This window comes from Pontibacter brevis (assembly GCF_054779655.1).
In genome coordinates this window covers 1-22086 of sequence record NZ_BAAGXV010000071.1, presented here as the reverse complement: position 1 = coordinate 22086, position 22086 = coordinate 1, and the positions used below count along the sequence as shown (strand labels likewise).

16 protein-coding genes and 1 pseudogene are annotated in these 22086 nt (G+C 49.5%); 13 read left to right on the top strand and 4 right to left on the bottom strand.

Annotated features, from left to right (window positions below; genetic code table 11):
- Positions 1-17 precede the first annotated feature (17 nt).
- A complete protein-coding gene (dnaA, locus tag ACYVB1_RS14990) occupies positions 18-1442 on the top strand; it encodes a chromosomal replication initiator protein DnaA (protein ID WP_460924598.1) in 1425 nt (474 codons plus the stop codon).
- A gap of 88 nt (positions 1443-1530) precedes the next feature.
- Here the strand turns inward: dnaA and ACYVB1_RS14985 are convergent, their stop codons facing one another.
- Complete coding sequence (locus ACYVB1_RS14985) at positions 1531-2040, bottom strand: hypothetical protein (RefSeq protein WP_460924597.1); 510 nt, start codon at positions 2038-2040, stop codon at positions 1531-1533.
- Positions 2041-2101: 61 nt separating this feature from the next.
- Complete coding sequence (locus tag ACYVB1_RS14980) at positions 2102-2536, bottom strand: OsmC family peroxiredoxin (protein WP_460924596.1); 435 nt, start codon at positions 2534-2536, stop codon at positions 2102-2104.
- 284 nt (positions 2537-2820) lie between these two features.
- Between ACYVB1_RS14980 and ACYVB1_RS14975 the strand changes: the two genes are divergently transcribed.
- The 5 genes from ACYVB1_RS14975 (at position 2821) to ACYVB1_RS14955 (ending at position 8641) form a co-directional block, all read left to right on the top strand.
- The gene (locus ACYVB1_RS14975) at positions 2821-4320 is read left to right on the top strand and encodes a GH3 auxin-responsive promoter family protein (protein WP_460924595.1); all 1500 of its coding nucleotides are present in this window, start codon (positions 2821-2823) and stop codon (positions 4318-4320) included.
- Positions 4321-4433: 113 nt separating this feature from the next.
- Entirely contained in the window at positions 4434-5603 is a 1170-nt protein-coding gene (locus ACYVB1_RS14970; RefSeq protein WP_460924594.1) for a 1-deoxy-D-xylulose-5-phosphate reductoisomerase, read from the top strand.
- A 62-nt stretch (positions 5604-5665) separates the two neighbouring features.
- On the top strand, positions 5666-6979 hold the full coding sequence (gene rseP, locus ACYVB1_RS14965; RefSeq protein WP_460924593.1) for an RIP metalloprotease RseP: 1314 nt from the start codon (positions 5666-5668) through the stop codon (positions 6977-6979).
- Positions 6980-7108: 129 nt separating this feature from the next.
- Complete coding sequence (locus ACYVB1_RS14960) at positions 7109-8128, top strand: LysM peptidoglycan-binding domain-containing protein (RefSeq protein ID WP_460924592.1); 1020 nt, start codon at positions 7109-7111, stop codon at positions 8126-8128.
- Positions 8129-8134: 6 nt separating this feature from the next.
- On the top strand, positions 8135-8641 hold the full coding sequence (locus ACYVB1_RS14955; RefSeq protein ID WP_460924591.1) for a DUF6702 family protein: 507 nt from the start codon (positions 8135-8137) through the stop codon (positions 8639-8641).
- 183 nt (positions 8642-8824) lie between these two features.
- Here the strand turns inward: ACYVB1_RS14955 and ACYVB1_RS14950 are convergent, their stop codons facing one another.
- Positions 8825-10807: an OmpA family protein gene (locus ACYVB1_RS14950; RefSeq protein WP_460924590.1), complete on the bottom strand. Its 1983-nt coding sequence runs from the start codon at positions 10805-10807 to the stop codon at positions 8825-8827.
- A 224-nt stretch (positions 10808-11031) separates the two neighbouring features.
- Here ACYVB1_RS14950 and lon point away from each other — a divergent pair, with 224 nt between their 5' ends.
- The 7 genes from lon (at position 11032) to acs (ending at position 21777) form a co-directional block, all read left to right on the top strand.
- On the top strand, positions 11032-13515 hold the full coding sequence (gene lon / locus ACYVB1_RS14945; protein WP_460924589.1) for an endopeptidase La: 2484 nt from the start codon (positions 11032-11034) through the stop codon (positions 13513-13515).
- A 96-nt stretch (positions 13516-13611) separates the two neighbouring features.
- On the top strand, positions 13612-14658 hold the full coding sequence (porQ, locus tag ACYVB1_RS14940) for a type IX secretion system protein PorQ (protein ID WP_460924588.1): 1047 nt from the start codon (positions 13612-13614) through the stop codon (positions 14656-14658).
- 66 nt (positions 14659-14724) lie between these two features.
- On the top strand, positions 14725-16125 hold the full coding sequence (hslU, locus tag ACYVB1_RS14935; RefSeq protein ID WP_460924587.1) for an ATP-dependent protease ATPase subunit HslU: 1401 nt from the start codon (positions 14725-14727) through the stop codon (positions 16123-16125).
- A 264-nt stretch (positions 16126-16389) separates the two neighbouring features.
- On the top strand, positions 16390-17118 hold the full coding sequence (locus tag ACYVB1_RS14930) for an SDR family NAD(P)-dependent oxidoreductase (protein WP_460924586.1): 729 nt from the start codon (positions 16390-16392) through the stop codon (positions 17116-17118).
- Positions 17119-17425: 307 nt separating this feature from the next.
- The gene (locus tag ACYVB1_RS14925) at positions 17426-17689 is read left to right on the top strand and encodes a DUF4212 domain-containing protein (protein ID WP_460924585.1); all 264 of its coding nucleotides are present in this window, start codon (positions 17426-17428) and stop codon (positions 17687-17689) included.
- A gap of 42 nt (positions 17690-17731) precedes the next feature.
- Entirely contained in the window at positions 17732-19420 is a 1689-nt protein-coding gene (locus ACYVB1_RS14920; RefSeq protein WP_460924584.1) for a sodium:solute symporter family protein, read from the top strand.
- 458 nt (positions 19421-19878) lie between these two features.
- A complete protein-coding gene (acs, locus tag ACYVB1_RS14915) occupies positions 19879-21777 on the top strand; it encodes an acetate--CoA ligase (protein ID WP_460924583.1) in 1899 nt (632 codons plus the stop codon).
- 214 nt (positions 21778-21991) lie between these two features.
- Here acs and ACYVB1_RS14910 read toward each other — a convergent pair.
- Positions 21992-22086: pseudogene (locus ACYVB1_RS14910) on the bottom strand (IS1 family transposase); the annotation flags it as partial.

Here is a 22086-nt window from a genome sequence, read left to right as displayed (position 1 = left end):
GCGTTTTGGAAAACTGGATGATCAAAGACTGTTCGACTGTATGGAGTAACTGCCTGCAGGTGATAAAGGAAAACATTGGCGAGCAAAGTTTTAAAACTTGGTTTGAGCCAATTAAGCCTATATCGCTGCGGGAGAGTGTGCTGACGATACAAGTGCCCAGCCAATTCTTCTACGAATGGCTGGAGGAGCATTATGTGCAGCTCCTAAAGAAGGTCATCTATCAGGAGTTGGGCAGCGAAGGCCGCCTGGAGTATTCCATTATCATAGACCGTGGCAACGAAGCTAATAAACCACAGACTGTTAATATCCCAACCAAAAAAATTCCACAGGCTGTTGTAAACTCTTATAAACCGGAGCAAAGCTTTATCAAGAGTCCGTTTGAGTCGAAGACGATAGACCGAAACTTCCTGAACTCTCAGCTGAACTCGGCCTATAATTTCGAGAATTACATTGAGGGAGACTGTAACCGCCTGGCTCGTTCCGCTGGTTTTGCGGTGGCAAACAAACCGGGAACTACCTCTTTTAACCCACTGATGGTGTATGGGGGCGTAGGACTGGGTAAAACACATCTGGTGCAGGCCATTGGGAACCACATTAAAAACAGCGACCCGAACAAGTTTGTACTGTATGTGTCGTCTGAAAAGTTCGTGAACCAGTTCATCGAATCAGTAAGAACGAATAACGTGCAGGACTTCGCCAACTTCTACCTGCTGGTGGACATCCTGATTATTGACGACGTCCAGTTCCTGAGCGGGAAAGATAAAACGCAGGAGATGTTCTTCCACATCTTCAACCACCTGCACCAGTCCGGCAAGCAGATTGTGATGACCTCCGACTGTCCGCCGCGCGACCTGAAAGGCCTGGAAGAGCGTCTGTTATCCCGCTTTAAGTGGGGCCTGACCGCCGACCTGCAGAGCCCTGACTTTGAAACGCGTATGGCCATTATCCAGAAGAAGATGCAGAGCGATGGCATTGACATTCCGGATAACGTGGTGGAGTACCTGGCTTACAGCGTAGATACGAACGTGCGTGAGTTGGAAGGCGTACTGATTTCGCTGATTGCGCAATCGTCGCTAAACCGCAAGGAAATTGACCTGGAACTTGCCAAGCAGGCGCTGAAGCATATTATAGAGGATGTAGAAACCGAGGTAAACCTCGACTTTATACAGAAAACAGTGGCAGAGTACTTCCAGGTGAGCCTGGACTCGCTGAAAGCCAAAACCCGTAAGAAAGAAATCGTGACGGCGCGGCAGGTGGCCATGTACTTTGCAAAAGAGTTTACCAGCCACTCCCTTAAATCTATTGGTTACCATTTCGGAGGCCGCGACCACAGTACGGTTATCCACTCTGTGCAAACGGTGTCGGACCTGATAGATACTGATAAGAAATTTAAAGTAAGCATACAGGAGCTTCAGAAGAAGTTCAAGTCAAAAGCAGGCTAAAAAGAAACAAGAGTCTGAGCGAACACAAAAAGGCCGGGGCCACACATCTGTGTAGCCCCGGCCTTTTTGTGTCTCTTATGTGTGCAGGTTATGTGGTGTAATTTGCCGTTTCTGTTAACGAAAAGTTATGCTCTACCCCTAAATCCCGGATTTTAGCCTTTATCTTCTCAAGGTCTTTCTTTTTACGCACCTGTTTCAGGTCTAAGTAAACCGTAGAATCGTCCTTCAGTGTGATACGAAGCGTCAGCGGTGATATGTGTACCGCGGATATGTTTGGTATGGAGATAATGTGCTTGGTCCTGAATACCCCGAACTTCTGAACAATATACTGGCGTGTCACCTCGATGTAAGATTGCACACCAAACACAGAGGTATTCTGCAGTACCACGTATCCCAGGAAAACAATTGCCAGCCCAAAAAAGGCATAATAAAAGTAGTTTTGAGTGTTTTCTGAGCTTCGGGAAAAAAGCAACACAGACGCCCAGGCAAGCCAGAAGAGCGCAAGAACAAGCTGTACCGTAAAAGAAAGCTTTGCACTCCGTGTAGGGCTAAGCTGCACAATAAGGGAAGACCGAGCACTACTGCCAGATGCTGCCATATTCTGGGGTTAAAGTAAAACATAAGCGGCCTTAGTATAGCCTACCTGCAATATAACACTTTTATTCCTTAAGTGTTGCCTGTACTGTAATCTCAGGGACAGATGCCAGCGCTTTAGACACAGGGCAACCAGCCTTTGCTTGCTGCACCAGTTCTTGGAAGGCATCATTATCCAGACCGTCTACCTTTGCTTCGGTTGTCAGTTCTATCTTTTCAATCAGCGGACCACCGTCTTTTTCTCCCAGGTGCACGCTTGCCTTTGTTTCAATATACTCCGGCGACAGGTTCTGCTTTCCCATTAAGGCGCTCAGGAACATAGAGAAGCAGCCGGCATGTGCGGCGCCGATCAATTCCTCTGGAGAGGTGCCTTTGGTGCTGTCACCAAAGCGGGAAGCAAAAGAATAGCTCGACTGTACGCCGCCATTGCCGGTTTTTAGTTCGCCGTTGCCGTCTTTCAGGCCGTTGTTCCATCTTGCTTCTGCTCTGTGTTTTTTCATTGTCTTGTGGTTTAGTGGTTAAAATGATGTTATTATAAACTAAAACTGGTGCAGGAGGTTTTCTGCTTTTGAAAAGAAACAGGTTCTTACACTAAATTATGGGTTACAAATATCACCTTTTTCCTGACAGAGCGGTGGCGTTTCCATTAGCGCTCGGGCCTTCTTTTTAACCGCAGAAAGTCCTCTCTTTTCCGCCTTGCTACAGGTAATGCCGCTATCTTCCTGCCGGGTTATGGCATTGCCGCTTTAACTATTTATCTTTACCTCACACTAAAAGTGATTGTATGGGTGTAAAAGCATTGTTGAGCAAGCCGCTGGCGGCTTATGTGCACAGAAAGCATCAAAGCTGGATTGAAAACCCGGTGGAGGCACAGCAGACAGTTTTTAGAAATATCCTGAATAAGGCACAGCACACCCTCTTTGGCCGCGAACATGGCTTCGGCAGTATAAAGACGCATGCAGATTTTGTGAAGGCTGTGCCTGTGCGGGATTATGAGGGCTTGAAAGGCTACTTTACCCAGGTAAAACAAGGGGAGAAGGACGTGCTGTGGCCGGGGAAGCCCCTCTACCTTGCCAAAACATCCGGTACCACTTCCGGTACCAAGTATATCCCGATTACGCGCGATTCTATCCCCAACCACATAAACGGTGCCCGCGATGCCCTGTTGGCGTATGTGTATGCAACAGGCAAATCTCAGTTTTTGGACGGCAAACTGATTTTCCTTTCCGGCAGTCCTGTATTAGAGGAAGTAGGAGGAATCCATACCGGTCGCCTGTCTGGTATAGCCAACCACCATGTGCCAGGCTACCTGCGCACAAACCAGCTGCCCAGCTATGAGACCAATTGCATCGAAGATTGGGAAACAAAGCTGGATCAGATTATAGAAGAAACCATCGACCAGAACATGACGCTCATATCGGGTATTCCGCCGTGGGTGCAGATGTACTTCGACAAACTGATGCTGCAAACAGGCAAGCAGATCAAAGACATTTTCCCGAATTTCCAGCTTTTCGTATACGGAGGCGTCAACTTTGAGCCTTACCGCAAGAAATTGTTTGAGTCAGTTGGCAAACAGGTAGACTCCATTGAACTGTTTCCGGCTTCCGAAGGCTTTTTTGCTTACCAGGACAAGCAGGGCGATAACGGGCTGCTGCTTTTGCTGAACTCGGGCATCTTTTATGAGTTTATTCCTACAGATGAGTTCTTCAACGAGAACCCAACCCGCCTTACCATTGGGGAGGTAGAAGTTGGCGTGAACTATGCGCTCGTTATCAGCAGCAACGCCGGGCTCTGGGGCTATTCTATAGGCGACACGGTGAAATTCACTTCTGTTAAGCCTTATAAGCTGATTGTAAGTGGCCGCATTAAGCATTTTATCTCTGCTTTCGGCGAGCACGTGATAGGCGAGGAAGTGGAGAAAGCAATGAAGCTGACGATGGCCAAGTTCACCAATGTGGAGCTGATTGAGTTTACAGTAGCCCCCTACGTGAGCCAGAGCCACGGCCAATCGTACCATGAGTGGCTGATTGAGTTTGCCCGCATGCCACAGAACCTGGGTGCATTTACAAAAGAACTCGACGAGCAGCTGCAGAAGCTGAACTCTTACTATTATGATTTAATCCAGGGCAATATTCTGCAGCAACTTAAGGTAACGCCGCTTTCGGCTGGTACTTTCCGCGACTATATGAAGTCGCAGGGCAAGCTAGGTGGGCAGAACAAAGTGCCCCGGCTCAGCAACGACCGTAAACTCGCGGAAGGCTTATTGGAGGTAAGTAAAAAATAAGGCGGTGGGTTTTCTGCATCAAGTAAAAAAGCACAGCAGCAGTTTACCCCGAAGTTAAGAATCTAATTTGGTACAAAACAGAAGTAAGCTGTCTTGTGCCCTAATCCAATACAATGAAGAGAATTGCCATATTAGGCTCCACCGGTTCCATAGGTACACAGGCGCTGGATGTAATAAAGGCCAACCCTGAAAGCTTTGAACTGGAGGTAATTACCGCCCACAGCAATGCTGAACTGTTGATTCAGCAGGCGCTGGAGTTTAAGCCCAATGCTGTTGTCATTGCCCGAGAAGACCTGTATGCGCAGGTACGGGACGCACTGCAGCAAGAAGATATAAAGGTATATGCCGGCACTAATGCCCTTTGCTCAGTAGTAGAAATGGGAACCGTGGATATGGTGCTGACGGCCATGGTAGGCTACGCCGGTTTGCAGCCAACTATCAGAGCCATAAAAGCTGGCAAGCAAATTGCCCTTGCTAACAAAGAGACGCTGGTAGTGGCCGGGCAGTTGGTAACAGCGCTGGCCAAGGAGTATGGGGTAAATATCTATCCCGTGGATTCAGAGCACAGTGCTATTTTCCAGTGCCTTGCAGGAGAATTTCATAACCCGATTGAAAAAATCATACTGACAGCCTCGGGCGGTCCGTTTAGAGGACGTGGTACTGCAGAGTTGGCGCAAGTTACAAAGGCACAGGCCCTGAAGCATCCGAACTGGGAGATGGGAGCCAAAATCACCATCGATTCGGCTTCCCTGATGAACAAAGGGCTGGAGGTAATCGAGGCGAAATGGCTGTTTGGCCTGCGCAACGAGCAGATAGAGGTAGTAGTGCACCCGCAGTCTATCATTCACTCGCTGGTGCAGTTCGAAGATGGTTCTATTAAAGCGCAGCTGGGGCTGCCGGATATGAAGCTGCCGATACAGTATGCGCTGGGTTACCCGCATCGGCTGAAGTCAGACTTTCCGCGGTTTAACTTCATGGATTACCCGCAGCTGACGTTTGAGCAGCCTGACCTGGAGACATTCCGGAACCTGCAGCTGGCTTTTGATGCAATGGAACAAGGAGGCAATATGCCCTGTATCCTGAATGCAGCCAACGAGGTGGCAGTCAGTGCTTTCCTGCGGGAAGAGGTAGGGTTCCTGCAAATGTCAGATGTCATCGAAAGCTGTCTGGCAAAAGTTGCGTATATTGCGAATCCTTCTTACGAAGACTATGTTGATACAGATAAGGAGGCAAGGAAACGTGCTGCCGGGCTCATAGAGCAGTTTTCAAAAACAAGTAAATGACAGGCCTGTTGCTGCACAGCAGCCATGGGCCGAACCAGAAAGTATAAATTTTTTCTTTTTAGATGGATGTAATTGTAATGGTAGGCCAGCTCATACTGGGCCTGACGATACTGGTAGGGCTACATGAGTTAGGACACATGCTGGCTGCCAAATGGTTTGGAATGCGGGTAGAAAAGTATGCTATTGGTTTTCCTCCAAAAGTCTTCGGCAAGAAGTTTGGCGAGACAGAATATATGCTGGGTCTGATTCCGCTGGGTGGCTTCGTTAAAATTTCCGGTATGGTGGATGAGTCCATGGACACAGATGCGCTGAAAGAAGAGCCAAAGCCGTGGGAGTTCCGGGCCAAGCCAGCCTGGCAGCGCCTGATCGTGATGATGGGCGGTATTATTGTAAACGTTATCACGGGTATCGTGATTTACATAGCTCTTACCTATAATTACGGTGAGAGCTACCTGCCGGCTTCTGAGGCAAGATATGGTGTAGTGGCTAACGAGATTGGGCAGGATATCGGCTTCCAGACAGGCGACAGGGTAGTGGCCGTGAATGGCAAGCAACTGGATAAATTCGAAGATGTATACTCCATGGATGCTTTGCTGGGCTCCAACGCCTACTACACGGTAGAGCGCAACGGCCAGCTGGTGGATATAAAAGTGCCGGTAGACCTGATGGACCGCCTGGCAGACAGGGAAGACCGTATGCTTTTTGTGCAGCCGCGTCTGCCGTTTAAAGTTGGGGATGTGGTTTCCGGAAGTGCCGCCGCTAAAGCAGGATTACAGGAAGGTGACATCATCACGAAAGTGAACGGAGATGAAATCCAGTTTTTCCATGAGTTTCAGCAGGCCATGCAGGAGAACAAAGGAAAAACGGTAACCATGACCGTGAAACGCAACGACAAACTTATCAAGCTCCAGACAGAGGTAAGCGAAGACGGTACCATCGGTTTCCATTCGGTGCCACTGCTTCAGTATGCCACCCGCGACTATTCATTGGGTGAGTCTATCCCGGTGGGCACAGAACAGGCATTTGGTGTGATTACGGCAAACCTGAAAGGCTTTGGTAAGATTTTCCGTGGTGAAGTTTCTGCCTCTAAGTCGGTTAGCGGACCGATTGGAATTGCACAGGTTTTCGGCGATACGTTTAACTGGTACAAGTTCTGGTCTATTGTAGCCATGCTTTCCATGGTGCTGGCCTTTATGAACTTCCTGCCGATACCAGCCCTGGATGGTGGCCACGTTGTGTTTTTAACTTATGAGATAATCAGCGGTCGCAAACCATCTGATAACTTTTTAGAAAACGCCCAAAAAGTGGGTATGGTTATATTGTTAGGCTTAATGGCATTCGCTATCTTTAACGATGTGTTCAAGTTGATCTTCTAACAAAGAAATCCACTCATGAAAAGCATCCTTGCTTACAGTCTTACAAGCTTAATATTTCTTTTAGTATCTGCCTTAAATAATGCCGGGGCGGCACCTGCCGCAAAGTTGCACAGGATAAACCAGCATGCTATGGCCGCCCCAGGCGATAGCGTGTACCTGGTGCAGCAGGGCGACACTTATTACAGCCTCTCGCGACGCTTCCAAATTCCCCTGGACTCGCTTCAGAAGTGGAACAACAACAAGCTGCAGATAGGCCAGACGTTGTACCTGTCTCGCAAGGCGAAGCCTGCTGCAAAAAAGGCAGTTGCTGCAGGCAAACCCGCAGCCAAGCCTGCACCAACACAAAAAAGCACATCTTCCACGGCTAAAGCCGGTAAAGCCACCACAGCCCGTTCTGTAGAAAGTACTTCTGCCTCTGTAGCCCCTGTTCCGAAAACAGCGGAGCATAAAGCCAAAAGCCGTGTGCTGGTGATACCGTTCGATCCCTACCTGTACTTTTCTGATGCTGATTACGAGATTGCCCGTCAGTCTCATATTCCGCGCCAGAATGTACGCCATGTGTTCCGTGGAAGGCTGAACGCCATGCTGGCCCCACAGGGCTATGAAACCATTCACTTGTTAGGTGGTGTATACCGCGACAGTGTGAGCGAACTGAGCCGCATTTACAAATCGCTGAACTACAGTTACCAGGATAACAAGCAGTCGAAGTACAACCACCAGCCTGTTGTGAAAGAGGAAGAGAAGGGGGCGGTAGCATGGGTGCTGCGCCAGAAAGAGAAGATGGGCCTGAAAGGTGAGCCTGAGGATGTGCCTGTTGCACAGGATCCGCACAAGCACTTTGGGGTGAAGGTAAAGGACCCGAACTTCTTCAGCTACTTCAATGGCCAGTACGGCATTGATTACTATGTCTTTATTAACCAGTTCGAGGTAAAAACAGTGTATGAAAACTGTTTAGACAGAGCCGCACAGAACTATGAGCGCGATTTTTTGGTTCATTATTCGATCTATGACAGTAATGGCGAACTGGTGTCGGGCAACAAAGTGAAGGTGCCTTACCAATCCAACATCAACGACGTGCAACGCATTGTGAGCGACAGTATGCCCACCATGGCAAAGCGCGTGTTGGCCGACCTGCCCGCCGGCAAATAATAACCTATGAAGTGTAAAGTAATTTCCCTGCTGCTGTTAGTGGTAGCGTTTCTGGCAACACAACCTGCCAGCGCGCACGATTACCACGCCAGCATTACGGATGTAAAGTATAACCCGCAGACACAAAGCCTGGAGGTAGCTGTAAAAGTGTTCATGGATGACCTGGAGAACGTCCTCTCGCGCCAGGCAAAAACAAAAGTAACGTACAACAGCAATTCTGAAGAGGTGCGGAAATACATTGCAGACTACTTGCATAAAACACTCTCTTTTGAAGTGGAAAAAGGCAAGCCGCTGAAATCTAAATTGTTGGGCTCGGAAGATGATGTGGATGTGGTGTGGATGTATGTAGAGGTACCGGTGCAGAAAGCTAACCTGGCACAACTTTACGTTAAAAATGCCATCCTTACAGATTTGTTCACAGACCAGATGAACATCGTCAACGTAAATTATAAAGGCGAAACAGAAAGCGTGCTGATGCAGCGTGGTGATGTAACGAAAAAGCTGACGTTCTAAATCATTTAGTAGTAAAGTGGAAAGAGGCTGTACATTAGTTTGTACAGCCTCTTTTCATTTACGGTATATATGCTTTCGCTTCTCATGGCTGTTAGCATTTTCTTACCTCTCAAAATCTATTAGATGCATTTCTTCCTAAGCTACCATGGTTGTGCTGTTATCCAGCGGCAACTTACTATTAATTTAAAACCCGCTTTTCTTCGGTTTGATGATGGTGAACTCCACCCGCCGGTTCAGGCGGCGGTCTTCTTCTGTTTTCTCTTCACGCAAGGGCTTCCGGCTGCCATAGCCTATGGCATCAATGCGGCCGTTGGGGATGTTTACCTTGCGCTCTATGTACCGTTTAATGGCATCAGCCCTGTCCTGGGAGAGCGAAAGGTTAAAGTCAGGGTCTCCAAAGCCGTCGGTGTGGCCCGCTATTTCCAGCCTGTAAGAGGGGTGGTCTATCATAAAGAGGGCCACCTCGTCCAGTATCGGCTTCATTTCCTCGTTGATGGTAGATTGGTTCTGCTCGAACTCAATGTTCTTAAACACCATCGGAACACTGTAGTCAATCACGGTGGTCATTACCTGGAAAGCTGTGTCCTGCTCCAGCGACAGTTCTTTTTCAATGGTGAAAAAGTCCGGGCTCTGGATGAGTATCATATAACGAGAGTTATCAATCAGGTCAAACTCAAAGGAGCCATCGGGGCGGATGTACTTCGAAGAAATCTCTACGCCGTTCTGGAGGTCAACAATGGAGACAATGCCAGACAGGGGCTTGCGTGTAACGGAGTCTGTAAGGGTGCCCTCTACTTTGGTAACGGCTAACGGATGGGCCTCCATCGGTAAAGGAAAGGAGTACAAATCCAGGTTCTCTATGTCGTCAGCCTCGGAACGGGCATAGTACAGGTTTTTAGAGGCGGCATCAATGGTAAAGTAATATTCGCTGCCGCGCCCGTTTACCAGCGGACCTATGTTACGGGGCTCCTGCCAGTGCCCCTGCACCTTATACGTTTTGTAGATGTCGAAATCGCCGAAGTTGTAGAGCTGTCCTCTGGAGCTGAAGTACAGCACCTGGTACAGCGGATGAAAGAAGGGGCTAACCTCGCTCTCGCGGGTGTTCACTACCGGGCCCAGGTTTTTAGCCTTCGCCCAATTGCCGCTTTTTGTTTTGTAAGTGTAATAAATGTCTGACAAGCCAAAGCCCCCCAGGCGGTCAGAGGCAAAGTAAAGCGTATCCTCGTTTGAAGAGAGGGTTGGCTGGGAATCCCATGCCTCGGAGTTAACGTTGGCGCCCAGGTTCTTTATCTGCCCCCAGGTACCGTCTGCCTGCATGGAGGCAACATACAGGTCGCAGTTGCCCATGCCATCCGGCGACTCGCAGCGTGCAAAGTAAAGTGTTTTGCCGTCGCGGCTCAGGCAGGCAGAGCCTTCGTTGTACTGGCTGTTGATGGGTTTGCCAAAGGACTTTGCGTCCTCCCAGAAGCCATTGTTCTGCTTGCTGTAAAACAGGTCCTCGTTCACCTTCGTCTCAATGCCCAGGTAATTGACGTTGCGTTTCGAGGTGTAGATAAACATCTCGTTTTCATCGCCCAGGGTAGGTCCGTAGTCTGCATAGTCAGAGTTGATGGCGTTGCCCATGTTAATGTACACGCCCCTGGGCGGCTGAAACGTAGCAATAGACTTTCTGTACTCTACCAGCTCGTAGTAATAATCGAGCGGCACATAATAGTTTTTGGTGTTCTGCTCCAGTGAGTCATAATGCGAGAGAATTTTGCGGACATCGGTGCGGTGGTGCTTTAGCACGAGGCGATACAGCGCCTTCGCTCTTTCCTGGTCCCCACGCTTCTCGTACAGCTGGCCCAGGCGCCAGAGCAGGTGTGTGTCTTTATAAAAATTCTGAATGCCAAAGTTTTTTACGTATTGCCTTAAAAGTGGCAGCACCTGGTCATAACGCTTGCGTTTCTCTAACTTTTGTATGGCCGCAAGCTTCTTAGGCTCGTGATAGTAAGGGATTTTATTTAAATTGGGGAAATTAAGATGAAGTTCAGGTTCAGGCGCTTTCTTCAGTACATTCAGGCCAGCTTCTGAATCAAGCGGTATATGCTTATACTGCTGCCCCTGGCTTGTAAAGGCAAGATGGAACAGCAGCAGGTAAAGCGCCAACAGGAGGGGTCGTTTCATCAAGGTAAGTTTTTGCCTGAGAGTCAAAGATATCAAATCTAAGCTATATTTTGTGAAAGCGTTATAACTTGATGCAATTTTTTAGCATGGGCTTCACCGCCTGATGGGTTAAACCGACAATACTACAGCCTGAACCGTGTTGGCACAGGACTTGACATTATTATAGACGTACAGAAAGACGGGGATAAAAAGAGTCTTTCTGTCAAAATGGCATTAATCTACATATGAACTATACATTCAACCAATTTTTACATAACCTATTATTAAGCGGATTCTCCGATGACGATGAAACCGAGCTCATTCCGGTTATCACAGCAGAAATTGAAGATGACGTAAAGACTGAAGACCTGCCGGATGAACTGCCGATTCTGGCCGTGCGCAATACAGTTCTTTTTCCGGGGGTGGTGTTGCCAATTACGGTAACCCGCAAAAAATCTGTGAAGCTGGTGCGGAAAGCGCATACCGGCAACAAGATTGTGGGCGTGGTGGCACAAAAGAATACCAGCAGCGACGACCCGACAGGGGAAGATTTATACAGAGTTGGTACCGTGGCCAAAATCCTGAAAATGCTGGTGCTGCCAGATGGCAATACCACCATTATCATCCAGGGCCAGAGCCGCTTTCAAATAGATGAAATAAAGCAGGAAGACCCTTACCTGACGGCGAAAGTAAGCCTCTGCGAGGAAACCAAGCTGGACAAGAAAAACAAGGAGGTAAAGGCACTGGTGCAGTCGTTGAAAGACGCGGCCGGTAAAATGCTGAAGCTGAACCCGGAAATACCGCAGGAGGCGCAGGTGGCGCTGGACAACATCGACAGCCCAAGTTTCCTGACGCACTTCCTGTCGAGTAACCTGAATGTGGAGGTGGCGCAGAAACAGGCGCTGCTGGAGGTGAACGATAGCAAAGAGCGCGGCACCCAATTGCTGGAGCTCATGCTGGTCGAAATCCAGATGCTGGAGCTAAAGCAGGAGATTCATACAAAAGTACATACGGACATAGACCAGCAGCAGCGCGATTACTTCCTGCGGCAGCAGATAAAAGTCCTGCAGGATGAGCTGGGGCAGGAAGGTCCGGACCAGGAGATTGAACGCTTTAAGGAGCGGGCAAAGAAGAAGAAGTGGTCGGAGGCCGTAGCCAAGCACTTCCAGAAAGAAATTGATAAGCTGGCCCGCCTGAACTCGCAGGCGGCAGAATACCCGGTGGCTGTTAATTACCTCGAGTTCCTGCTCGACCTGCCCTGGAACGAGTATACCAAAGACAACTTTAACCTGAAGCGCACTAAGAAAATACTGGATGCCGACCACTATGGCCTGGAGAAGGTAAAGGAGCGCATTCTGGAGTATTTAGCCGTACTGAAGCTGAAGAACGACATGAAGGCGCCGATTCTCTGCCTGTATGGTCCTCCCGGAGTAGGTAAAACTTCGCTGGGGCGTTCGGTGGCAAAAGCTTTGGGCCGTAACTATGTGCGCATGTCTTTAGGTGGCGTAAGAGATGAGGCTGAAATCCGCGGACACCGCCGCACGTACGTGGGCGCGATGCCAGGTAAAATCATCAGTCAGATTAAAAAGACAGGCTCTTCTAACCCGGTCATCATCCTGGATGAGATAGATAAACTGGCCTCTGATTTCCGTGGCGACCCGGCTTCCGCTTTGCTGGAGGTGCTGGACCCGGAGCAGAACCACACGTTTATGGACAATTACCTGGATGTGGAGTATGACCTGTCGAAGGTGCTGTTTATTGCGACTGCCAACTCGCTGGACACCATACAGCCTGCCCTGCGCGACCGTATGGAGATTATCGAGATTACAGGCTACACCCTGGAGGAGAAAGCAGAAATTGCCAGGCGCCACCTCGTACCAAAGCAGTTGAAGGATCATGGCCTCGAGCCGGATGATGTAAAGGTGCCGAAGGCAACTATCCAGAAGGTAATCGACGACTATACCCGCGAATCCGGGGTAAGGAACCTGGAGCGGAAGATAGGGCAACTGGTGCGTAACACTGCCAAGCTAAAGGCGATGGAGGAGGAGTTTGCTCCGACTATCAAGCCGGAAGAAGTGGTAAAGATTTTAGGCTCCGAGATTTTTGACAAAGAAATTTACCAGGACATCGACACGGCGGGAGTAGTAACAGGCCTGGCCTGGACCTCCGTAGGAGGAGACATCCTGTTTATTGAGTCTATCCTGAGCAAAGGAAAGGGCAAACTGACGCTGTCCGGGCAATTAGGTGATGTGATGAAAGAGTCGGCCATGACGGCCATCTCTTACCTGAAAGCACATGCCGAACTGCTGGACATTGACTACCGCCTGTTCGAACAGTATGACCTGCACATCCACTTCCCGGAAGGGGCTGTGCCGAAGGACGGACCGTCGGCGGGTATTGCCATCTTCACAAGCATCGCCTCTGTGTTTACGCAGCGTAAGGTAAAATCGCGTTTGGCTATGACCGGTGAGATAACCCTGCGTGGTAAAGTACTGCCTGTAGGCGGTATCAAAGAGAAAATACTGGCGGCGAAGCGTGCGGGTATCACTGATGTCATCCTTTGCCAGAAAAATAAGAAAGATATCAACGAAATTCCGGCACACTACATTAAAGGTCTGAATGTACATTATGTAGACCGTGTAGATGAGGTGGTGAAAATAGCCCTGCTGAAGGAGAAGGTGAAACACCCTCTGAAGCTGACAGTGACGGAAGAGAAGGCTGAAAGTTAATTTTGAATGACTGGATAATTGAATAGGGGAATATTTTTAATTCAAAATTCAATTATCCAGTCATTCAAAATTACTCCCAGAATAGCTGTAAGAAGCATGAAAGCACAAAAGCCACTGCTAATCCTCCTGCTACTAAGCTTTACGCTTACGGCGCAGGCGCAGGTAGGAGGCCAACGGGGCTTTAATTTCCTGGAGCTTCCGGGCAGCGCGAAGCAAGCGGCTTTGGGTGGTGTAAACGTAACGGCGGGTGCGCATGACGTAAACATGGTAGCTGCTAACCCGGCACTGCTGAACAAGGAGATGTATAACCAGCTTTCGCTGAGTTATGTGGGGTACCTGGCTGATATCCGGCAGAGTAATGTGGCCTACGCCTTCCACTCAGAGAAACATGGACGTTGGGCAGCAGGCGTAAACTACCTGAACTATGGCGACTTTGTGCAGCGCGATGCCACGGGAGCAGCAGAAGGCAGCTTCAGTGTAAACGAATATAATATCAACCTGACACATGCCCGGCAGGTAGAGGCTTTTACAATAGGTGCCACTGCAAAGCTAGCGGTCTCAAGCATGGCGGGAGATCAGGCAGTGGGCTTGCTGGCAGATGCGGGAGTGGCGTTCAGACATCCTGAAAAAGACTTTACAGTAGGGCTGGCGTTCAAGAACGTGGGTTACCAGGTAAAGCCTTACGATGGGGCAGAGCGACAGCCGATGCCTTTTGATGCCCAGTTGGGCGTAAGCTACAAGCCGGAGCATATGCCTGTGCGGCTTTCGCTTACGGCGCACCGCCTCTACCAGTTCGATATTGTGTACCTCGACCCAAACGCGCCGGGGCAACTGGATGAGAACGGGAATGAGGTGAAGGAAGAGAAGAAACTGGTTGACAAGATAGCCCGCCATTTTGTGGCAGGCGCTGAGTTTGTGTTCAGCAAGAATTTTCAGGTGCGGGCGGGGTATAACCACCTGCGCCGTCGGGAGCTGCGCCTCGACACACGTTCAGGAGGGGCGGGTTTCTCAGTGGGAGCCATGCTGCGGGTGCGTACGTTTGAGCTGGATTATGGAAGTGCCTTTTTCCACCCATCCGGAGCCACCCATTATGTTACCGTAAGCACCGATACCCGCACGTTCTTTAAAAAGAAGCGTAGTTAACCAAGTGTATAAGCAACGGCCGTATAGCTGCTGTAGTGCATAAAACATTTTCAAAACGAAACTAACATGTTAGATAGCATAGAACATTTGACTCCAGCCCAGATTGTGGCGGAGCTGGATAAATACATCATCGGACAGCACGATGCAAAACGCAACGTAGCCATTGCGCTCCGTAATCGCTGGCGCCGCATGAATGCCAACGAGAACATCAAGGGTGAGATTGTGCCGAACAATATTCTTATGATTGGGGCAACAGGTGTGGGTAAAACAGAAATCGCCCGCCGCCTGGCCAAAATTGCCGATGCGCCTTTCACCAAGGTGGAGGCTTCTAAGTTTACCGAGGTAGGCTACGTAGGCCGCGATGTGGAAAGCATGGTACGCGACCTGGTAGAGCAGGCAGTGAATATGGTGAAGCAGCAGAAAAAAGAAGAGGTAAATCAGCGTGCCGCTGAAGTAGTGGAAGATATCATCCTGGATGCCCTTATACCGCCTATTCAGGGCAGAGGCAATGCAGTTCCTTCCTACCCTGGTTCATCTGACTCGAACGTGATGCCGGACAGCGATTATGAGCTAAACGAGCGTACCCGTGAGAAATTCCGCGACAAGATCCGTAACGGAGAGCTGGAGGACCGGAAGATCGAAATACGAGTGCAGCAGAGTGCCATGCCTGGCGTGGGAGCTTTAGCCCCGGGTATGGATGAGGCTTCTATGATGAATATCCAGGAGATGATCAGCGGTATGATGCCGAAGAAGACGAAGAAGCGCAAAGTAACTATTGCCGAGGCCCGCAAGATTCTGCTGGAAGAGGAGGCTGCCAAGCTCATCGATATGGATGAAGTAAAGGAAGAGGCTATCTTCAAAGCAGAAAACTCCGGTGTTATCTTTATCGACGAGATTGACAAAGTGGCCAGCTCGAGTAAAAAAGGAGGCGGTGGCCCAGACGTGAGCCGCGAAGGGGTGCAGCGCGACCTGCTGCCTATTGTAGAGGGTTCGTCGGTAAACACCAAGTACGGTATCATCAACACCGACCATATCCTGTTTATAGCAGCCGGAGCGTTCCATGTAGCCAAGCCATCCGACCTCATCCCGGAATTGCAGGGCCGTTTCCCGATTCGTGTGGAGCTGGATAGCCTGACCAAAGACGATTTCTATCAAATCCTGAAGTTCCCGAAAAACGCCCTTACCAAGCAGTATGAAGCTTTGCTGTCTGCGGAGGATGTGGAGCTGACGTTTAATGACGAAGCACTGGATGAAATAGCCTCTATTGCTTACGAAGTAAACACAGAGGTGGAAAACATCGGTGCGCGCCGTCTGCACACGGTCATGAGCCGCCTGCTCAACGATATCCTGTTTGATGTACCAGACAAAATCGGAGCAAACGCGCACATCGTGATAACCCGCGAGACGGTGCAGGAAAAGCTGGCCGGCATGGTGAAAAACCGCGATTTGAGCCAGTATATTTTGTAGTTAAAAAGTTAGAGGGGTAAAGAGTTGAAAAGTTGAAAAAAGCGCCTGCTGGCGCGGGAATCTATCCCGTGACTTTTAGTGGGTATGAGTCTTCCGACTCGCTTTATAAAGCTGATTAATACTTGAAAGAGCTGGTGTTTCTGCTGTGGCAGGGGCACCAGCTCTTTTAATTTACAGCTTACTTTGATGGGGGGAAGGCTTTCTTGTTACATCTACTTTATTCCTCATTCGTAACTTATAATTCACCATTTATGATTCGGAAAAGTGAACATCTACATTCTAACAGGAGCCAGTAAAGGCATAGGCAAGGCCGTTGCAGAAGAGTTATTGAAAGACAATAACAACCGGGTAGTCGGCGTGTCACGCAGCAACAGCATTAAGCATGAGAATTACCGCCACCAGCCGCTGGATTTCTCTGATATTGAAGCGGTGGAGCATAACCTGCAGAAACTATTTCTGCCTTACGAGGGTGCGCAGAAGCTGGTGCTAATCAACAATGCCGGTGTGCTGGGTGATATTGGCTACGTGGGCGAGAACATGCAGAATGAAATGTTTCAGTTTGTATTTGATGTGAATGTGGTGGTGCCAGCCATGCTCATGAATACGTTTCTGCAGGTATACAACCAGTACCCCGCGCAGAAGGTGGTGGTAAACGTAAGCTCTGGTGCAGGCAAATACCCTATCGATGGCTGGGCCAGCTACTGTGCTTCCAAAGCCGCCATCGATATGCTGTCACAAACCGTGCAGTTGGAGCAGGACAAGCGCGGCACCGGCGTGAAAGTATTCTCGCTATCACCGGGCGTGGTCGATACGGGCATGCAGGGGCAAATCCGGGAGTCGGATGCCAGCAGGTTCAGCACCGTAGAGAAATTCCGCGATTACAAAGCAAAGGGAGAACTGGCCTCACCAGAGGAAGTTGGACGTAAAATCACGAACTTTCTTCTCAACACAGACAGGTATAACGAAGTAATAGTGTCGGTGCGGGATATGTAAGGAGAAGCCGGTTGGATGCTGTGTATGTTGTGGTGGACTCCTGCAGCCACATACCCGTGCACAAACATCTAGCGGAGCTGCAAATAAGTAATACTCCGATCAAGTCTCAGGATAACCACAGCAGTTACAACACAAAGAGCCATGCCACATGCGGCAGGGCTCTTTGTGTTGTAACTGCTGTAAGTGATAGATTGCTTACCACTTTGCTTCTTACTAGCTAAAGTATTCTTTTTACATTATATTGCTAAATTGATATGATTCTGCAGACAATGATATATTAATCTTAAAACAAAAAGCTTTTCACCTAATGGAAAATAACAAACAAAAAATGCAGGAGTATTGGAAGCGCAACGTCCGGATTCTCTTTATGCTGCTTTCGGTGTGGTTCCTGGTTTCGTTTGTCTTCGGGATAGTCCTGGTTGATGAACTCAACCAAATCAGGCTCGGGGGGTTCAAGCTCGGGTTCTGGTTTGCTCAGCAGGGCTCCATCTATTGCTTTGTCATCATCATTTTTGTCTATGTCTGGCTGATGAACAGGCTGGACCGGGAGTTTGATGTGCACGAAGATTAATTCCGCTTTCTATTAAGATGTTTAACTGTAAACTGTAAGATAATGGGTATTTTAACCTGGACATATATTATTGTCGGAATTACTTTCGCCATCTACATTGGCATTGCTATCTGGTCCAGAGCAGGCTCTACGAAAGACTTTTATGTGGCAGGCGGGGGCGTATCGCCTTTGGCAAACGGTTTGGCCACTGCGGCAGACTGGATGTCGGCAGCCTCTTTTATTTCCATGGCAGGTCTTATCTCTTTTATGGGTTACGACGGCTCTGTGTACCTGATGGGGTGGACGGGGGGCTATGTGTTGCTGGCTCTGCTGCTGGCACCGTACCTGCGTAAGTTCGGTAAATTCACAGTTCCTGATTTTGTAGGTGACCGCTATTACTCTAAAACTGCCCGCCTGGTGGCGCTTGTATGTGCTATCTTTATCTCTTTTACGTATGTGGCTGGCCAGATGCGCGGCGTGGGCATTGTGTTTTCCCGCTTCCTGGAGGTAGACATCAACACGGGGGTAATCATTGGTATGATCATCGTGCTCTTCTATGCTGTGCTGGGTGGTATGAAAGGCATCACCTACACGCAGGTGGCGCAGTTCTGCGTACTGATTTTCGCCTACATGGTACCGGCCATTTTTATCTCTATCCTGCTGACCGGCAACCCTATCCCGCAGATTGGCTTTGGTGGCGAACTGAAAGAGGGTGGCTACCTGCTGGACAGGCTGGATGGTGTGCTGACCGAGCTTGGCTTTGCCGCTTATACAGAAGGTAGTAAGTCAACCATCGATGTGTTCTTTATAACCGCTGCCCTGATGGTGGGTACTGCGGGCCTGCCACACGTAATCGTGCGCTTCTTTACAGTGCCAAAAGTAAAAGATGCCCGCAAATCAGCTGGCTATGCGCTTTTGTTTATTGCCATACTGTACACCACTGCCCCGGCTGTAGGCGCCTATGGCATGTACAACATGCTGAACACAACCAGTAACCGGGAAATTGCCACCATGCCACAATGGGTGGGCAACTGGGGCAAGACAGGGCTGATTACCGTGACGGACAAAAATGCAGATGGCCTCATTCAGTATGTGAAGGATGCGGAGCAGAATGAGTTGGTTATCGACAAGGACATCATGGTGCTGGCCAACCCGGAGATTGCACGGTTACCGAACTGGGTGGTAGCCCTGGTGGCAGCGGGTGGCCTGGCAGCAGCACTTTCTACAGCGGCCGGCCTGCTGCTGGTTATTTCCACTTCCATTGCCCACGACCTGCTGAAAAAGTCATTTACGCCTGACATCTCCGAAAAGCAGGAGCTAATTGCTGCACGTGCCGCCGCAACGGTTGCGGTTGTCATTGCAGGATACTTCGGCATCAATCCTCCCGGCTTTGTGGCAGAAGTGGTTGCTTTTGCGTTTGGCTTGGCTGCAGCTTCCTTCTTCCCGGTTATTATTATGGGTATTTTCTCTACCCGCATGAACAAGCAGGGGGCTATCTGGGGCATGGTCACAGGGCTTCTGTTCACGATAGCCTATATCTCTTACTTCAAGTTTATTAACCCTGCAGCCAACGTGCCTGCTAACTGGTGGTTTGGCATTTCGCCGGAAGGTATTGGTACGCTAGGCATGATTCTAAACTTTATCGTGTCTAACGTGGTATCTCGTTTTACGCCTGCTCCGCCCGTTCATATCCAGGATCTGGTGGAGGATATTCGTATACCACGCGGAGCCGGTATGGCAACCCATCATTAACAGCAGAACAGAAGAAAGTCTGGCTACCTTCCAGATTCAATTATCAGGAGCAGGTAAAACAGGAGCTGCTGGCGAACAACTGAAAAAAAAAGGCAGTGGCCTGTATCAAAGTATGCTGGTAATGAAGCGCTTTTTCAGGTCCTTCTGCGGGATACTTTTTAAAATCATGCACCGTATGGCCAATGGTACTCCTTTACCGTACCATCACTATAGAGAAGCAGTGTCCTGACAGCGCATCCTGCTCTGCTGACAACAATAAAGGAAAATGCATTTGGCAGTGAACGTACGTCAGTTGACTTTATGCAAAGGTATACGGCAGTCAATAAGCTTTAGCATGAGTGAAGCAAAGATGAGGTGGTGCAGCACCTTGTATAACATGATGTAAGTACTGAGGCACTGGCAAACAAACCTGCCTCTTTATCCAAAGAATAAATCTTAACCCAAAACCTACCTTAACTATGATCAATTATCAAGTTAAAACAAATGAAGAATACCAGGAAGCCTACAAGCGCAGTGTGGAGGAACCGGAAAACTTCTGGACCGAAATAGCCGACACCTTTACCTGGCGTAAGAAGTGGGATAAGGTGCTGGAGTGGAATTTTGATGAACCGAACGTGAAGTGGTTTCAGGGCGGTAAGCTGAATATTACAGAGAACTGCCTGGATCGCCACCTGAAGTCCCGCGGCAACAAACTAGCCCTTATCTGGGAGCCGAACGACCCAAAAGAGCGCTTCGTGCGCTACACCTACCGTGAACTATATGAGAAGGTGTGCCAGTTTGCTAACGTGTTGAAGAACAATGGTGCAAAGAAAGGTGATCGCATCTGCATCTACATGCCTATGATTCCGGAACTGGCAATAGCCGTTCTGGCCTGTGCCCGCATTGGAGCCATCCACTCGGTGGTGTTTGCCGGTTTTTCTGCCTCTGCCATGGCCGACAGGATAAACGACGCCCAGTGCAGCATGGTGCTGACATCGGATGGCCTGAACCGCGGAGCCAAGCAGATACCCGTAAAGCGTGTGGTAGACGAGGCACTGGAGAGTTGTGAGTCGGTGGAGAAGGTAATTGTGGTGGAGCGTTTAGGCTGGAGCGTGAACATGAAGGAAGGCCGCGATGTGTGGTACCATGAGGAAGTGCAGGGCGTGAGCAAAGAGTGCCCTGCCGAGGAGATGGATGCTGAAGACATGCTGTTTATCCTGTATACCTCCGGGTCAACGGGTAAGCCAAAAGGAGTGGTGCATACGTGTGGCGGCTACATGGTGTATGCCCAGTACAGTTTCTGCAACGTATTCCAATACCAGGAGAGCGATGTTTACTGGTGTACAGCCGATATAGGCTGGATCACGGGGCACACTTACCTGTTGTACGGCCCGCTGCTGGCAGGAGCCACCTCCTTAATGTTCGAGGGCGTGCCTACCTACCCGGACAACGGCCGCTTTTGGCAGATAGTAGATAAGTTTGGTGTAACGATATTCTACACGGCACCAACCGCCATTCGTGCCCTTATGGGCGGTGATATCGAAGATGTGCTGTCTTACAGCCTCGATTCGCTGCGGGTGCTGGGTTCAGTAGGCGAACCGATTAACGAGGAAGCCTGGCATTGGTACCATACCCATGTTGGCAAAAACCGCAGCCCGGTGGTAGATACCTGGTGGCAGACCGAAACTGGCGGCATCATGATTTCTACACTGGCTGGCGTCACGCCGATGAAGCCGAGCCACGCGGGCCTGCCGCTGCCAGGCATTCAGCCCATCTTAGTGGATGCAGACGGCAATGAGATAAAAGAGAATGGGGTGGAAGGTTACCTGTGCGTGAAGTTTCCGTGGCCAAGCATTATCCGGACCACCTACGGCGACCACGAGCGTGCCCGCCTCAGCTACTTCTCTACCTATAAAGGCCTGTACTTTACAGGAGATGGCGCAAAACGCGATGAAAACGGACTGTACCGCATCATTGGCCGCGTGGATGATGTGATTAACGTATCCGGCCACCGTTTCGGAACAGCCGAGATTGAGGAAGCTATCAACCACAACAAGCACGTGGTGGAGTCGGCCGTGGTAGGATATCCGCATGATGTGAAAGGGCAGGGCATTTATGCCTTCGTTACTTTGAAAGACAAGCCGGAACGAGAAGACTGGCTTCGTGCCGAGATAGTGGAGACCGTAGTAGAAAGGATCGGGAAGATTGCCCGTCCGGACAAAATACAGATCGTAAGCGGCCTTCCTAAAACGCGATCCGGTAAAATTATGCGACGCATCCTGCGCAAGGTAGCTGAAGGCGACACCTCCAACCTGGGCGATACCTCTACATTGCTCGACCCTACTGTAGTAGACGAAATAAAAGAAGGCGCTTTATAAGCGGGATTGATTCTTCTTTCAAAAGCCCTGCAGTGTACACTGCAGGGCTTTTTTATATTAAAGAATTGTTCTGCCAAAGTGCATGGGGACAGGGGAGTGCACTTTTCACTTGCCACAGTTGCTGTGCCCTTCTCCGAATATTAAGTCTGTTAAGCTCAAAACAATGTGAAGGAGGATGACTTGGTGGGCTTTTTGATTAAATTGTGGTTGTGGTCTAGAATGTATGATGGTTTCGGTAATAGAATATTAGCTTCATGGCGTTGTAGTGATTCTGCTCTTTTTTAGAGAAGCAGGCTGTTTTTCTGACCA